This window comes from Dongia rigui, from assembly GCF_034044635.1.
Taxonomy (GTDB): Bacteria; Pseudomonadota; Alphaproteobacteria; order Dongiales; family Dongiaceae; genus Dongia; species Dongia rigui.
This window is the reverse complement of record NZ_JAXCLX010000001.1, coordinates 259,493-274,578: the sequence shown is the minus strand read 5'-3', so window position 1 is coordinate 274,578 and position 15,086 is coordinate 259,493. Positions and strand designations below refer to the sequence as shown.

The following is a 15,086-nucleotide window of genomic DNA, read 5'->3' as shown; positions in this document are numbered from 1 at the left end:
CCAATCGATCGGTTCAGCTCTCTCGATCGACCGGGACGATGGTCAACCACGGCCATCGCTGGCGATAGCTTTCGGCTTTTGCGCTGACACCCTTCATGCTGGGGCAGTGCGCGTTGGCGACCAGTTCACCGCGCGTGAGTTCCGCCAATCCAAACGGCGCATGCAGTTCCAGGCTGCCATCGCTCTGCGGCCGCAATCCGACACAGGTGCAGCGGATCTGGAAGCGCCCGATGGCTTCGGCGGCCCTGGCGACCGGCGGATAGTTGCCCCCGAAGCGATCCCGATACCAAAGATGCACACGCGCCTGGTTCTTCAAGTCGATCAGTGCGTCGAGATCGGCAAAGACCATCTGCGCGCGCTGGATCGCCGCATCCTCCGCCGCGTAGGACAGATCGGCATCGTCGAAATAGAAGATGTCGTAATCCTTGATACCTTCCGTCGCCGGTCGGCCGGACAGTACATTCCAGTAAGACTGAAAGACGCTGCCGGCGACGAGCCATGCGTCTTTCAGCCCCAGCATCGGCAGACGCTGCAAGATGGATCGGTTGATCGGATTGGCAAGCGCCGCGTTGACGATATCGACCATGCCGCGAGCTTAACAACAATTCCTGAATTGGCTAAGCGGATAGACGGCTAAAAAAAACCCTTCCATCCGGGTGGATGGAAGGGAAGTCGCCGTCATGAACTCTGGCGTGAGGCGCATCCGCGAACGGTTGCGCTCAGCCTGCAATCGCGTACCAGGAAAGTTTAGAAGGGGAAGAAGATGTCGTAGACCTGTTGGCCGAAGCGTGGCTGCTGGACGTCGGACAGCGTGCCCTTGCCGCCATAGGCGATGCGGGCCTCGGCGATCTTGTCGTAATTGATCTCATTGACGTTGGAGATGTCTTCGGGCCGGATCACGCCGCCCACCGTGAGCTGGCGCAATTCGTAGTTCACGCGCACCTGCTGTGACCCCTGCAGCACCAAATTGCCGTTGGGCAAAACCTGCGTGACCACGGCGGCGACGCGCAGCTTGATGGCTTCCGATCGGTCGACCGTGCCGGATCCCGTGGTGGTCGATTTGCTGTCCGAGTTCACCAAATTGCCGGCGTCGATACCGTCGGGAAAGATATCCTTCAGCATCGTCTCATAGCCCAGCAGATTGTCGAGGCCGGCGCTGTTGCTGCCGTCGCGGGTTTGATCGGTCTTGTTGTCGAGCTTGGCTTCGTCGTCGATCTCGATCACGACCGTCAGGATATCGCCGATCTTGGCGGCGCGCTGATCCTTGAAGAAGGCACGGCTGCCCTGGCGCCACAGCGAATTGGGCTGGCGGACATCGACCGAGGGCGAGGGCATCGGCAGGCTGACCGGTTGATAGTTCGGGTCTTTCTGCGGGTTCTCGATCGGATCCATCGATGGTTCATTGCCGATTCCGGCAACGCGATCGATCATGTTGCCGCAGCCGCTGAGCATGCCGGCGCCGAGGAGCGATGCGAGCGTGACGGATAGCGTGAAGCGGCGATGGTGGCATGGGCGGGCCATGGCGGCCTCCTTCAGTTCAGGGTGAGCTGGCCGGCGACGGGGATCACGATCGTGCTCGCATCCCGAACGATGCCGGTCAGTTCTTTTTTGCTGTTGACGTTGATGACGCGGATCGGCTGGCCGATCGCCGCATCTTCAAGCGCGCGCCCGGTCACGGTGAGGTTCATCTGCCCCGACTGCAGGGCCAGGGTAATCAAGGTGTTCTTTCGAATGGCCGGGGTCATCACCAGATCGCTGCCGCGTAGCATCTGGCCGGTGCGCAAGGGGCGCTTGGTCGTCATGCCGACCAATTGGCGGCTGTCGGTGACGACATTGCCGATCAGCCGATCAGTGCGCACCGAAATCCATTGCAGGTCCGCTTCCTGGACCGTGACACCGGCACCCATGGCGTGATTGAAGACGGGAATGTCGATGGTTTCGAAGATCGACCCGGAAACCTGGCGCTGCAGGACCGTCGGACCGTCGGCCGGCACGACCAGGGTCGCAGCGAAGCGCTGGCTGGTCGGGTCGTATTGCAAGTTGCGAATGCCGATGGTCGGCGAGATGTTCGTCGGCAAAGTGAATTCTACATCGCCACCGTCCAGCACGAGATCCAGCCGGGCATCATTGCCCGCGCGCTCGTGAATGGCGTCGTTGATGGTCGCCACAACCTGGGTCGTGTCGATGCGCTGGCTCATGCGCCCGACCAGCACCTTCTCGAATTTCGAATCCGGCTGCCAGTCGAGATGATAGGCGCGGGCCAGCTGACGCAGGAAGCGCGCGTCGAGAGCGATCGTCTGGCCGGGCGCCGGTGCCTGGGCGATCGGGGTGTCGCCGACCGAAAGCGATTCCATGAATAGGTCGCCCAGCCGCACGACATCGTCATCGACCATGACGTTGTTGCGCAGACTCAGACCTTGCGCGGCTTCCGCCGGCACCACCTCGCCGTCGCCGGTGCTGGCGATCAGCTCTTCGGCCCGGACCGCGGTGTGCATGGCGGCGGTACTTATCATCAATGCGAGGGCAAGGACGCTCGCATGAATTGAACGATGTGTCATGCTACGCCTCCCTACCGGATGTTGGTGACGGTCGCCATCATGTCGTCAGACGCCTGGATGACCTTTGAATTGATCTCATAGGCGCGCTGGGCGGCGATGAGGTCCGTCATCTCGCTGACCATGTTGACGTTCGACTGTTCCAGGAAGTTCTGCTGCAGCAGGCCGAAGCCGACGGCGCCCGGATTACCCGTGGTGGGGCCACCCGAGGCCTCGGTTTCGAGCAACAGATTATCGCCGCTCTGCTGCATGCCGGCGTCGTTGATGAAGGTTGCCAGCTGGATCTGGCCGAGCAGGGTCGGCGCCACCTGGCCGGGGATCGTGACTTCCACCTGGCCGTTGCCATTGATGGTGATGTCGGTTGCGTTGTTGGGAACGGTGATGTTCGGCACGATGGCAAAGCCGTCGGCGGTGACGAGCGTGCCGTCATTGGCCAGGCGCAGCGCGCCATCGCGCGTGTAGGCGGTGGTGCCATCGGGCAGGGTGACCTGCAGATAGCCGCGCCCCTTGATGGCGATGTCCAGCGGATTGTCGGTGGGAATGAGCGAGCCCTGCTCGTTGATGCGATAGACGGCAACGGCCTTGACGCCGACGCCGATCTGCACGCCGGCTGGCACGATGGTCGCTGTATCGGACGATTGCGTGCCGACGCGACGTTGGTCCTGGTAGAGCAGGTCGGCGAATTCCGAGCGGCTGCGCTTGAAACCGGTGGTCGTCACGTTGGCGATGTTGTTGGCGATGACGTCGATGTTCAGCTGTTGGGCGAACATGCCGGTCGCGGCTGTGGTGAGCGATCTCATGATGCTGTCTCCCGTCCGGTGTTAGGAGCTGGGGATGATGTAGTTGACAGCACGGCGCATGCGCTCATGCTCGCCTTCCAGGAATTTCTGGGCGGCCTGGTAGTTGCGCTGGACCCAGATCATGCTGGTCATCTCGCGGATCGATTCCACATTCGATCCTTCGATCATGCGCTGCTGTACCTTGAACTGATCGGTGGTTGCCGGCTGTGGCGCCTGATCGCTTGCGAACAAGGTGCCGCTGCCCGGCTTGAGGGCGGCATCATCGGCAAAGGTGACGACATCCATCCGGCCATAAATGACCGGGGTGTTGCCGCCTTGCGTGCGATCGGCGGAAACGGTGCCATCGGCGGCGATCTGAATGGGGCCGTCATCCGGATTGATGATGAGCGGTGCGCCGCCGGCGAGGACCCGGAAGCCGTCGCTGTTCACGACCTCGCTCGCCGCATTCAACTGGAAGCGGCCGTTGCGCGTATAGCGCGGCCCGTCGGGGGTCTGGACGACAAAGTAGCCCTTGCCCTGGATGGCGACGTCAAGGTCGTTGCCGGTCGTTTGCAGCGGGCCTTCCTTGAGGTCGCGATAGCTGGCGAGGTCCTGCACATAGGACAGCTTCACCGGCTTTTCCGCCTTGATGAGGTATTCGCTGAAGACCATCCCCTCGGATTTGAAGCCGGGGGTGTTGGTGTTGGCCAGATTGTTGGCCACCACGTCCATCTGTCGTGTCAAACCGAGCTGCCGCGACAGCACGATGTAAGTCGGTGTTTCCATGACGGTGCCCTCAAAGGGTCAGTTTCGTCCAGCTCTGCGGCTGGTAGCGACCTATATGCAGACGCCATGCCATTAAATAATATCATATAAATCAACTACTTAATCAGACTGCACGGTCATGGGGGCAGAAACTGCCCCCGGCAAAAAATGTGCCGGCCCGGCACAATTTGCGACGCCGGGACGGGCCATCGGTTCACCGGATATTAACCATCCTCGCCTAGTTTAACCCCATTGCCCGGCTGCATATTTTCGGCGCCAGCGCCACGTGGCCAGCACCACCAGCCCCGGTTTTGGCGCCGCATGGCGGCCAGGGGCCATTTGGGATGTCGAGGGAAAATGGCTGAGGAAGGCGCAGAAGGCGCACCACAAAAGAAGAAGATGAGCGGCAAGAAACTGGTGCTGTTCATCGTGCTGCCATTGTTGCTGCTGGGCGGCGGCGGTGCGGCGGCCTATTTCCTCCTGTTCAAAGAGGATCCAAAGAAAGCCGAGGCCGGTCACGAAGGTGAAGCCGATGCTGCGGCGGCCGAAGAAGAAGCCGCCGCCGAGGACGAGGCGCATCCCCCCGTCTTCATCGAACTCCCGAAGATGCAGGCCAACCTCATCATGACGGGCAAGAAGCAGCCTTTCATGGTGACGACGCTGGTTCTGGAGGTGGGATCGCCTGAGGAGCAGAAGCTGGTTGAGGAATTGCAGCCGCGAATCGAAAACGAGATCGTGACCTATCTGCGCAGCCTGCGACCGGAGGATATCCAGGGGGCGGCCGGCCTGCAGCGCCTGCGCGAGGAGTTGCTGCTGCGGGTCAAGGCGGCGGCGAAACCGGCCAAGGTGAAAGATATCCTCTTTAAGGAAATGCTGGTTCAGCAATAAGATGGCATCGGAATTGCTTGATTCGTGCGATACTGGCGCCAATCGAGGTTAGGGCATGATCGACGATCCTGAAGAGGAACTCTCGGAAGAGGAAAAGGCAGCAGCCGCTGCCTGGGGCGACATGGCCGATGACGACGGCGGTGGCGACGGGGCCGATGGTGCTGGCCAGCCCACTGGGCCAATGTCCAATCGCGTCCTCGACCAGGATGAGATCGACAGCCTGCTCGGCATCGCCAAGGGCGGTGAGGGCGAAGAAAAGACCTCCGGCATCCAGGCCATGCTCAACAGCGCGCTCGTGTCCTACGAGCGTCTGCCGATGCTGGAAATCGTCTTCGACCGGCTGGTGCGCATGCTCTCGACCAGCCTGCGCAATTTCACGTCGGACAACGTCGAAGTCAGCCTCGACAACATCACGGCCATCCGTTTCGGCGATTACCTCAATTCGATCCCGCTCCCGGCCATGCTGGGCGTGTTCAAGGCTGAGGAGTGGGACAATTACGGCCTGCTGATGGTCGATTCCTCGCTCACCTATTCCATCGTCGATGTGCTGCTGGGCGGTCGCCGCGGCACGGCCGCGATGCGCATCGAGGGCCGTCCTTACACGACGATCGAGCGCAACCTGGTCGAGCGCCTGGTCAATGTTGTGCTCAATGACCTGACCGCGACCTTCGATCCGCTGTCACCGGTGACCTTTCGTTTCGAACGCCTGGAAACCAATCCGCGTTTCGCCGCCATTGCCCGTCCGGCGAATGCCGCCATTCTGGCGCGTCTGCGCGTCGACATGGAAGACCGCGGCGGACGGCTCGAACTGATGCTGCCCTATGCGACCCTGGAACCGGTTCGCGAACTGCTGTTGCAGATGTTCATGGGCGAGAAGTTCGGTCGCGATTCCATTTGGGAAACCCATCTTTCCGGCGAGCTGTGGCAGACGGATGTGAAGATCAATGCCGTGCTCGACGAAGTATCTGTGTCGCTCAACGAGGTCCTTAACTGGAAGCCTGGAAGCCGGCTCGACCTCGAAGTGACGCCCGATTCATTGGTGGAGCTGCGCTGCGGCGATGTGAAGCTGTTCAACGGCCAGATGGGCCGCAAGGGCAAGCATATTGCCGTCAAGCTCCACGACCGCCTGATCAAGTAAACGGATCGGCAGGCAAGATAGCTGATGATGTCATTCGGTCTCATCACCGATTTCATACTCGTTGCCTTGCTGGCAGCGACGCTCTTCTATGTTCTCAAATTGCTGCGGCGATTGGGCGAATTGCAGAAGGACCGCGACAGCTTTCAAAAACTGATCCAGGATTTCACGGCCGCGACAACGCAAGCCGATCGGGCCTTGGCCGATCTGCGTATCGGCGCCGATGGTGTCGGGCGCGAGCTCGGCGAGCGCATCGGTAAAGGGCAGGGTGTCATCGGCGAATTGCAGCGCAGCAGCGAAGATCTGAAAATGCTGATCGCCCGCGCCGAGGCAGCGTCGGACAAGTTGGAGACGCAACTGGGCGCCAGCCGCCAGGCGCCGCCGCCACCTCCCAAGGTGCGCAGCGACGGGGACAGCGCCGTGGCACAGGATCCGCAAACCCAAGCTCTCCTGTCGGCCCTGGGCCGCATTCGTTAGGACCGCTCCATGCCCGACAGCGCTCATACTGAATTGACGACGGCTGCCGGGCAGGGGGCCAAAACAACCATGCCCCGCGTTCGCCTGTTGCCAGCCTTGGCGGGTGTCATGGCGCTGGTCTTGACGATCCGTGTCGGCGACGTTTATCGCAGCATTTCGGTGGGAATTGGCAGCGAGACGCAGGCGCAGACCACGCCCGCCACCAATGCCGCCTCAACGGCGGCACCCGCGCAGAATGCGGCGGCAACGCAGCCAGCCAATGCCGCTCCCACTCAGAATGCTGCCGCGACTACGCCCGCCGGCAATGCCGCCCCGACCGAACCGGCGGCGACATCCGAAGCGACGCCACCCAAAGATCCGCTCGAATACACCGATGAAGAGGTCGAGGTGCTGCAGCAGCTCGCCAAGCGTCGCGAGGAACTGGAGCTGAAATCCAGGCAGCTCGACGAACGCGAGGCGATGGTGGCAGCGGCCGAACAGCGCATGGAACAGAAGATGGCGGAGCTCAAGGCCCTGCAATCCACGGTCGAGGATATTCTGAAGAAGCGCTCCGATGAGGAGGAGCAGCGGTTGCAGGCCCTGGTCCTCACCTATGAAAAGATGAAGCCCAAAGACGCGGCGCAGGTTTTCGAGGAACTCGACATGGACCTGCTGGCCGATTTGGTCAGCCGGATGAAGCCCTCAAAGTCGGCACCGATTCTGGCGATGGTGACGCCGACGAAGGTCAAGGAACTGACCTTTGAGCTGGCGCAACAGAAAACCCTCCCCCTGGCGCCTTGAAATAATTGGCAAATTTGTTTCAACGGGGCTTAACTCCGGTTTAACCTATTTGCTGCAAATTCAAGACCGTACGGGGCAGAAACTGCTTCATAAACGGACAGAGTTGGAGTGAGAGGGAACTGATGTCGGTCGATCTCAATATGCAGGTGCTCATCGTCGACGATTACAAGACGATGCTCCGCATCATCCGTAACCTTTTGAAGCAGCTTGGTTTCAACAACGTCGATGAGGCGACGGATGGATCCATGGCGCTGCAGAAGCTGCGCGATAAGGATTACGGCATGGTCATCTCGGACTGGAACATGGAGCCGATGACCGGCATCCAGTTGCTGCGCGAAGTACGTGCCGATGCGCGTCTCAAGAATCTTCCCTTCATCATGATCACGGCGGAAAGCAAGACCGAGAACGTGATCGCGGCGAAGGAAGCGGGTGTGAACAACTACATCGTGAAGCCGTTCAACGCCGCCACGCTCAAGACCAAGCTGACTTCCGTTCTCGGCGCATTCTAAGCCGATCGAACCGAGCCAGCATTAGAGAGCCAGCGGCATGGGGGCCGGTATGACTGCGACAGTTCCGCCAGAATTAGTTCACCGTTTGACCGCGCTTAAGGGCCGTATGCAGACAGTCAGCCGTGATGAAATCGCCGAAGTCGTCAGTAGTCTTCTGGCGACGATGGAGGGCGATCTTTCGGATGACAATCTGAAGCTCTATTCCGAACTCGAATCACTCGCCAAATACATTGCCACCGCCAAGAGCGAGATCGCAGCGCTGCGGCCCGATGAAATTACCGCCCAGCACCTGCCCAAGGCGACCGATGAATTGGACGCCATCGTCGGTGCGACCGAGGAGGCGACGAATGCGATCCTTGGCGCCATGGAAAGCCTTGAGAATGTGGCCGGCGAACTGCCGCCGGAACTCGGGGAAAAAGTCAGCGAGGCCGTGACCCAGGTCTATGAGGCCTGCAACTTCCAAGACATTACCGGCCAGCGCATTACCAAGGTGGTGCGAGCCCTCAAACATATCGAGGAAAAGGTCGACGCGCTGGTGGCGGCCTTTGGTGATGAAATCGCCAAGTACAAGAAGGCGCACCCCGAAGCGGAACCGGCGCCGCTCGTAGAGCAGAAGCCCAGCGATGCCGACCTCCTCAACGGGCCGCAATTGCCCGACGATGCCTCGAAACAGGCCGAGATCGACGCCTTGCTGGCCAGTTTCGACTGATCGACTTCCCAGCGCGGCCGATGGCCCGCCCAGGTGGCGATTGCCGCCGATCCCGATTATCTTGCTGGGATGATCAAGCCCACACCTGAGTCGGCCATTTTGCAGCGCGGGCGCCGTTTGGCGACCGTGTCGTTTTTGGCGCTGGCACTGGCCCTGCCGGCCGGCATTGCATTGGCCCAGGAAACCGTCGGCGTCCGTGGGCAACTCTTCGACGATTATGGCCGTTTGACGCTGGACTGGCCGAAGGCTGCGCCCAAGGTCGATGTGGGCGTTACTCCCCAGTTGATGACATTGCGCTTCGACCGGCCAGTGGCGATCGACCCGGCTGCTTTGCGCGCTGGGCTCAAGGCCTATATCCGCGGCGCCAGCCTCAGTGCCGATGGCAAAACGCTGGAACTCTCACTTAAAAAGCCGGTGACTTATCGCCTCGATCGGACGGGTAGTCGCCTGCAGCTTGACCTGGCGCAGCCCGGCGAGGCCGTGTTTGCCAACAAGGCAAATGCCCCGGCGGAACCGCCCGCGGCACAGGCCAGCACGCAACCGCCGGCCACGCCATCCGCGCCACCGACGTTGAACCCGGCGGCACCGACATCCGGGCCGAAGGTGAAGTTGCGCAGTGGCGAACACAGCGGCTATTCGCGCCTCGCCCTGGATTGGCCGGGCGTCGATTTCTCGGTTCGTCAGGAGGGCGACAAGGCGATCATCACCTTTGCCAAGCCCGGCCAGCTCGATTCCGGCTTCCGCCTGCCGCCGCGCCTGCGCGGCGTGAGAGCGACGTCGACGGCCGATGGCGGCCTGGCGCTGGAGCTGCAGCTGTTACCCAATGTCGGCGTCAATGCCTTCCGCAACGGCGGCACGGTCGTGTTCGATCTGGTCGACGGCAGGGCACCGGTTGCAACACCGGCCGCAGTGGCAGCGGTGGCCGAACCACCTGCTGCCGAAAAATCGCCAACCGTCGCCGAACAGCCTGCCGTCGCCGAACAGCCTGCCGAACCAGCCCCGGCGCAACCGGCACCGGCACCAGCCGTTGCGGCGGAACCAAGCTTCCCGGTTCCGGCCCTGGAAACGGCGCCACCGGTCGGCGCGGAACTGCCATCGGCGACGGCGTCGCCGGCACCCGCGGTGGAGATTGCGCCACCGGTCGTCGTGACCAAGGAACCGGCAGTGACGAAGACGGCCAAGCCGCCCGCACCGGTCGCGATTGTCGCATCGGCAGCGCCGGCCGAGAACGGCGCCGTGCTCAATTTCGGTTTTCCCAAAGCGACTGGGCTTGCTGTCTTCAAGCGCGGCGATTCACTGTGGCTGGTGTTCGATCGCCCGGGGCCGGTCGATATTGCGGGGCTGGTCAAGTCGGCGCCGGCGCTGACCGGCCTGTCACAGGTGGAGACACCCTATGCGACAGCCCTTCGCATTCCCGGCCTTGACCGCCTGGGCGGTGCCGAGGCCGGCGCCACGGTCAGCGGCGACGGCCGCAGCTGGCAGGTGACGCTTGGTCGGGGGCGCAATCTGCGGCCGGGGAAAGTGATCGATCAGCGGCGTGAATCCTTGGCGAATGGCGGCGCTTCCCTGTTGCTGCAGGCGACCAGGCCTGGACCGGTGGTGACGCTCAACGATCCCGACGCCGGCGACGCACTATCCGTCATTCCGGTGACGGCGGCTGGCGCCGGCATTGCCGACGGCGCTGCCTGGCCCGACTTTCGGGTCCTGCCCAGCTTTCAAGGCGTCGTCGTTGTACCCATCAGCGACCGCACGCGGGTCGAGGCGCTGCCGAACGGCGTCGTGGTGACGACCGATGGCCAGCCCGGTTCGCCGCCGAGCCCGACCGTTCCCCAACCGATGGCGGAAACAGAGCCACCCCCGGTTGAGGGCGGTGCGCCGGCAACCGTTGCGGCTGCGCCGGAACCCGTGGCCGAGGCCAACCCGCCGGCCACGACGTCACCCACGGCGGAGGCGGCGCCGGCCGTGGCCGACGGCATCTTCGACCTGCCGCGCTGGCGGCGTGGTGGCGAGGCGGCATTTGCCGAGGATGAAGCTGCCTTGACGGCGGCGATCGAACAAGCACCCGAGCATGACAAGCCGCAGGCACGGCTGGCGCTGGCGCAGTTTCACTTCGCGCATGGCCGCTATCCCGAGGCAATCGAGGATCTTGCCTTGCTCGACAAACTCGCCGATGACGGCAACAAAGACGTGCTCACATTGCGTGGCGCTGCGCAGGCTTTGTTGGACCGGGAGGCCGATGCTGCGGCGGACCTCAACCGGCCCGAACTTGCCGACGTTCCGGAAGCCAATCTGTTTCGTGGTTACGTCGCTGCGCGCCAGCACGACTGGCCGGCAGCGGCCACGGCGTTCGGCAAGGCCTTGCCCGGTCTCGACGACTACCCGAAGACGGCGCGCATGTTGTTGCGGCGTGCAGGTGCCGAAGCGCTGATCCGGGCCGGCAATGCGGTGGGCGGCCAGTCGTTCTTGGATGCCATGCGGCTCGATATGCCGAGTGCCGAGGACCAGGCCTATTATGACTATCTTACCGGCCTGCAGCAGGCGGCGGGAGAGGACAAGGAACCGGCCATCAAGACCTGGTCCGCCTTGGCCGAAAGCCCCGTCAGCGAAGTTCGTGCGCGCTCGCAATTCGACCTGACCGAGTTGCAGTTGAAGGAAGGGAAGATCGACGCGCGGCAAGCTGCAAAACAGCTTGAAGCATTGCGCTTCGTCTTTCGCGGAACGGATTTCGAGTTTGATCTGCTTGATCGTTTGGGCGGGCTCTATGTTGAATCGGATCAGCCGCGCAAAGGCCTCACGACCTTGCGCCAGGCGGCCACGAACTTCCCGAAGAATCCGAAGGCGAAACATGCCGCCGAGGAAATGAGCAAAGCCTTTCACGATCTTTATCTGGGCAACCGGGCCGACCAATTGCCGCCGCTCACCGCCGTGGCACTCTATGACGAATTCCGGGAACTGACGCCGAGCGGCGCCGACGGCGACAAGATGGTGACTGCCCTTGCCGATCGCCTGGTGAAGGTCGATCTGCTGGACGGTGCCGCAAAGCTGCTTGAGAACCAGGTTGCCAAGCGCCTCACGGGCCTCGACAGGGCAAAGGCCGGCACGCGATTGGCGGCCATTCGGCTGCTCGACGGAAAGCCGGACCTGGCGCTCGAGGCGATCAAGGACAGCGAAGTGCCGGATATTCCGCCAGAGGTTACGGCCCAGCGTCGCCGCTTGCAGGGGCGCGCCCTCTTTGAAACCGGCGATACGCTGAAGGGCATGGCGCTGGTGCGCGACGACAACAGCCTCGATGGGCTTTGGCTGAAGGCAGATCTTGCCTGGCGCATGCGCGAATGGCCGGCCGCCGCCAGCGCCCTGGCAAATCTGGTCGCTGCCGAGACCGACCGCCTCGCTGAGGAGGAGCCGTCGATGCGGCCGCCGGCAGATATCACGGCCGATCCTGCTGCGGCACTTGCAGAGACTGGCGACGATGGTGCCGCCGCCGCCAAGCGCGACGAGCTGTTCAACAAGGTCCTGGCGCCGCTGGTGCTCAATCAGGCGGTCGCATTGTCGCTTGCCAACGACCGCCCCGGTTTGCGCATGCTGGCCAAGGCGCAAGGCAAGCAGATGGAGAAAGGGCCCTACGCCACGGCGTTTGCAACACTGACATCACCGAGCAGCAGCCTTGCCGACAGCATCAGCGCGGCCATGAAAAGCGTCGACCAACTCGGCGCTTTCGTCGACGACTATCGCGAGCGGCTCAAGAAGGAAAGCCTCAGTGCGCCGGAGACGGCAGCGGATGCAGCGCCCCCGCCGGAGGCCACGCCCACGCCATAGCCGGTTGACGGGTCAGGTCGTGCCGAAGCTGCGGACCAGACTGCCGGCCACCAGATACCAGCCGTCGACCATCACGAAGAAGATGAGCTTGAACGGCAAGGCGATCATCACTGGCGGCAGCATCATCATGCCCATCGACATAAGGACCGAAGCGACCACCATGTCGATGATGAGGAAGGGTAAGAAGACGAGAAATCCGATCTCGAAGGCGCGCCGCAATTCCGAGATCATGAAGGCGGGCACCAGCACCTTCAGCGGTGTTTCCTCAGGCGTCGCCACTTCGTCGATCTGCCCCATATCCATGAACAGCCGCAAATCCTTTTCGCGCACCTGGGACAGCATGAAGGTGCGGAAAGGGGCGACGCTGAGGTTGAAGGCCTGTTCCTCGTTGATCTTTTCTGCGATCAGCGGGGCGATGCCGTCGTCATAGGCCTTCTGGAAAGTCGGCGCCATGATGAAGACAGTGAGGAAGAGGGCAAGGCTGGTGAGGACCATGTTGGGCGGCGTCTGCTGTGCGCCAAGCGCCGAGCGTAACAAGGAAAGGACGATCACCACGCGGGTGAAGCTGGTAACCATGATGAGGATGCCGGGTGCTAGCGACAGGACCGTCATCAAGGCAAGCAACTGGATGATGCGGCCAGTGGTGCCGCCATTCGGGCCGCTGCCCAGATCAAGGTTGAGGCTTTGTGCAAGTGCCGGACAGGCGCTCAGCAACAAGATTGGCAGCACCGTCAGCAGGGGCAGGCCGATTGAAGCAAGCCGCCAGGCATTTGTGCGGCGGCTCGGTGTCGACGATGGGTTCATGGCTGATGGTTTTCCTGGGGTTCCGCACCGGATCCAGCGGCCGGGCGGAGGGACGGCGGTTCCTGACGGACCAAACCGCGCGCGGCGGCAAGGCGGGATGGGGTTGGACGAGTCATCTCCTGCTCGAAGGTCGCGCGTTCGATACCGCGCTCGACCACCACATCGCCTTGCGGTCCGAGCAGTAGCAGATGCTCGATGTGATCGCGGCGAACGAGCACAAGGCGATGCCGCGGACCCAAGGGGGTTGTTTCGAGTACCTGGATGCGCCGCCGATTGTCGGCGCGCAAAGCCCCGCCGAATCCGAAGCGACGCAATGCCCAAGCAAAAATGGCAATGAGGCCGAGAACCAGCAGCAGCGCCAGAACGAAGCGGAGATAGGTCTCATACTCCATGGCGGGATCCGGGTCGGACTAGGCTCGGCGAGGACACGGGATCACTTCCGCTCGGGCGCGGAGCCGGGTTTCTTGCCAGGCCCAGGGCCATAGGCAAGCTGGGCACGCAACCGGCGGTCGGCCTGCTGCAGGTCGAGCGACAGGTCGACATTTCTGCGCCGCAAGGTGAAGTCGAGGCGGTCCAGTTCCCCCATCAGCGTCTCGAGCGCTGGGCGCAACGGGCGCGCCTTGTCGACGGACAGCGACCCGACGGCATCGCAAAGCACCGCGATCCGCATGGCGAGCAGATCGAGTTCAACGAGTTGCCCGGCATCGGCCATGACTTTCGTCTCGTTGATCATGGCTGCCAGTTCGGCAATTGCCGTGGCGAGGTCCTCGTGCTCCGGCAGTGACTGGGGCGCGCTCATGGTGTCTCATCCTGCGGTCGGCCATTGGCCCGGTAGATATAACTGAGGATCTCGGCGACGGCGGCAATCGCATCGACCGGGATCTCGGCGTCAATTTCGACGGCTGCCAGCAATTCGACCAGATCGGGATCCTCGCGCACCGGCACGCCCTTGGCAAAAGCGATCTCGAGAATCTGCTCGGCCACGTTGCCGCGACCGGTCGCGACGACCCTGGGTGAGCGCGGGCCGCCAGCCGTCTGGCCGGCGGTAGCGCCCATCTTGGGCTTGTGGTCGAGCGCCACGGCAATCGGCACGCGCTCCTTTGGCTTTTGCCATCGGGGGCGCCGGGGGCCGATCTCATCCTCGTCGCTCGCACCCATTCTCGGCTCCATGGGACCGATTCTCGGCCCGTCGGGAAGTGTCTGACCTCTTATACTATGTTCGCCAGCTGCTTAACGAGGCCTTAACGATGCGGCAATATGGTGCTGAATCAATATCTTCGGTGACGCCCACACCCGGGTGCGTGAGATAGGCCCAATTTGCCGAGATTTTTCATAGCATTTTAGGTAATTTAACGGGATCTTAAGGGCTGGCGGCCAAAGTGGCCGGGAACGCCGCCTTAACAGGCGGATTTTGGCCTGCCTTGGCGGGTGTCCGGGAGCGAAGCGGATGGACTTTACCAACATCCCATTGTTCGAGCGGTTGACCGAGCGCATGAACTGGCTCGGCCAGCGCACGCGCGTCCTGTCGCAGAACATCGCCAACGCCGACACGCCGAGTTACCAGCCCAAGGATCTGAAGCCGATCGATTTTGAAGCCGAGATGCGCAAGCTGGAGCCGGTCGAACCGGCCCGTACGAATAAAAAGCACCTCGTCGGCACCGTCGCGCCCGTTGGGGATTTCGATCCGAAGAAATCGAAAAAGACTTACGAAACGGCGCCGGTCGGCAATGCCGTGGTGGTCGAAGAGCAGATGATGAAAGTCTCCGAGACCCAGATGAATTACAACATGGTGGTCAATCTCTATCGCAAGCACATCGACCTGTTCAAAACGGCGATCGGTCGCGGTGGCGCCTGAGCGCATGGGCCGGC

Annotated in this window: 17 protein-coding genes; 8 read left to right on the top strand and 9 right to left on the bottom strand. The window is 62.3% G+C overall.

The window, feature by feature from the left end; all coding sequences use genetic code 11:
* Positions 1–13: 13 nt before the first annotated feature.
* The 5 genes from SMD31_RS01315 to flgF form a co-directional block, all read right to left on the bottom strand.
* Complete coding sequence (locus SMD31_RS01315) at positions 14–586, bottom strand: nucleotidyltransferase family protein (RefSeq protein WP_320498801.1); 573 nt, start codon at positions 584–586, stop codon at positions 14–16.
* Between the two features lie 161 nt (positions 587–747).
* The gene (flgH, locus tag SMD31_RS01310) at positions 748–1,521 is read right to left on the bottom strand and encodes a flagellar basal body L-ring protein FlgH (RefSeq protein WP_320498799.1); all 774 of its coding nucleotides are present in this window, start codon (positions 1,519–1,521) and stop codon (positions 748–750) included.
* Between the two features lie 11 nt (positions 1,522–1,532).
* Positions 1,533–2,558, bottom strand: coding sequence for a flagellar basal body P-ring formation chaperone FlgA (flgA, locus tag SMD31_RS01305; RefSeq protein WP_320498798.1), 1,026 nt, complete (start codon positions 2,556–2,558; stop codon positions 1,533–1,535).
* An 11-nt stretch (positions 2,559–2,569) separates the two neighbouring features.
* On the bottom strand, positions 2,570–3,355 hold the full coding sequence (gene flgG / locus SMD31_RS01300) for a flagellar basal-body rod protein FlgG (RefSeq protein WP_320498797.1): 786 nt from the start codon (positions 3,353–3,355) through the stop codon (positions 2,570–2,572).
* Positions 3,356–3,376: 21 nt separating this feature from the next.
* Complete coding sequence (flgF, locus tag SMD31_RS01295; RefSeq protein ID WP_320498796.1) at positions 3,377–4,120, bottom strand: flagellar basal-body rod protein FlgF; 744 nt, start codon at positions 4,118–4,120, stop codon at positions 3,377–3,379.
* Positions 4,121–4,456: 336 nt separating this feature from the next.
* Between flgF and SMD31_RS01290 the strand changes: the two genes are divergently transcribed.
* From SMD31_RS01290 to SMD31_RS01260, 7 genes are all read left to right on the top strand, one after another.
* A complete protein-coding gene (locus tag SMD31_RS01290) occupies positions 4,457–4,987 on the top strand; it encodes a flagellar basal body-associated FliL family protein (RefSeq protein WP_320498794.1) in 531 nt (176 codons plus the stop codon).
* Between the two features lie 55 nt (positions 4,988–5,042).
* Positions 5,043–6,125, top strand: a complete 1,083-nt coding sequence (gene fliM, locus SMD31_RS01285) for a flagellar motor switch protein FliM (protein ID WP_320498793.1) — start codon at positions 5,043–5,045, stop codon at positions 6,123–6,125.
* A gap of 24 nt (positions 6,126–6,149) precedes the next feature.
* Entirely contained in the window at positions 6,150–6,599 is a 450-nt protein-coding gene (locus SMD31_RS01280; RefSeq protein WP_320498792.1) for a DUF6468 domain-containing protein, read from the top strand.
* A 69-nt stretch (positions 6,600–6,668) separates the two neighbouring features.
* Entirely contained in the window at positions 6,669–7,379 is a 711-nt protein-coding gene (locus SMD31_RS01275; RefSeq protein WP_320498791.1) for a MotE family protein, read from the top strand.
* Between the two features lie 122 nt (positions 7,380–7,501).
* On the top strand, positions 7,502–7,888 hold the full coding sequence (locus tag SMD31_RS01270; protein ID WP_320498789.1) for a response regulator: 387 nt from the start codon (positions 7,502–7,504) through the stop codon (positions 7,886–7,888).
* Positions 7,889–7,994: 106 nt separating this feature from the next.
* Complete coding sequence (locus SMD31_RS01265; RefSeq protein WP_320498788.1) at positions 7,995–8,597, top strand: protein phosphatase CheZ; 603 nt, start codon at positions 7,995–7,997, stop codon at positions 8,595–8,597.
* A 33-nt stretch (positions 8,598–8,630) separates the two neighbouring features.
* Positions 8,631–12,413 (top strand): tetratricopeptide repeat protein, encoded by a 3,783-nt coding sequence (locus SMD31_RS01260; protein ID WP_320498787.1) that lies wholly within the window; start codon positions 8,631–8,633, stop codon positions 12,411–12,413.
* A gap of 12 nt (positions 12,414–12,425) precedes the next feature.
* Here SMD31_RS01260 and fliP read toward each other — a convergent pair whose 3' ends face one another.
* The 4 genes from fliP to SMD31_RS01240 are packed head-to-tail and all read right to left on the bottom strand — an operon-like array spanning position 12,426 to position 14,375.
* On the bottom strand, positions 12,426–13,217 hold the full coding sequence (gene fliP, locus SMD31_RS01255; protein WP_320498785.1) for a flagellar type III secretion system pore protein FliP: 792 nt from the start codon (positions 13,215–13,217) through the stop codon (positions 12,426–12,428).
* On the bottom strand, positions 13,214–13,609 hold the full coding sequence (gene fliO, locus SMD31_RS01250; RefSeq protein WP_320498784.1) for a flagellar biosynthetic protein FliO: 396 nt from the start codon (positions 13,607–13,609) through the stop codon (positions 13,214–13,216). The genes fliP and fliO overlap by 4 nt, the downstream gene beginning before the upstream one ends.
* A 41-nt stretch (positions 13,610–13,650) precedes the next feature.
* Positions 13,651–14,016 carry a hypothetical protein gene (locus SMD31_RS01245; RefSeq protein WP_320498783.1) on the bottom strand — a complete coding sequence of 122 codons (366 nt, stop codon included), beginning with the start codon at positions 14,014–14,016 and terminating at the stop codon, positions 13,651–13,653.
* Positions 14,013–14,375: an EscU/YscU/HrcU family type III secretion system export apparatus switch protein gene (locus SMD31_RS01240; RefSeq protein ID WP_407652064.1), complete on the bottom strand. Its 363-nt coding sequence runs from the start codon at positions 14,373–14,375 to the stop codon at positions 14,013–14,015. Before SMD31_RS01240 ends, SMD31_RS01245 begins: the two co-directional genes overlap by 4 nt.
* 289 nt (positions 14,376–14,664) lie before the next feature.
* Between SMD31_RS01240 and flgB the strand changes: the two genes are divergently transcribed.
* Positions 14,665–15,072, top strand: coding sequence for a flagellar basal body rod protein FlgB (gene flgB / locus SMD31_RS01235; RefSeq protein ID WP_320498782.1), 408 nt, complete (start codon positions 14,665–14,667; stop codon positions 15,070–15,072).
* Positions 15,073–15,086 lie beyond the last annotated feature (14 nt).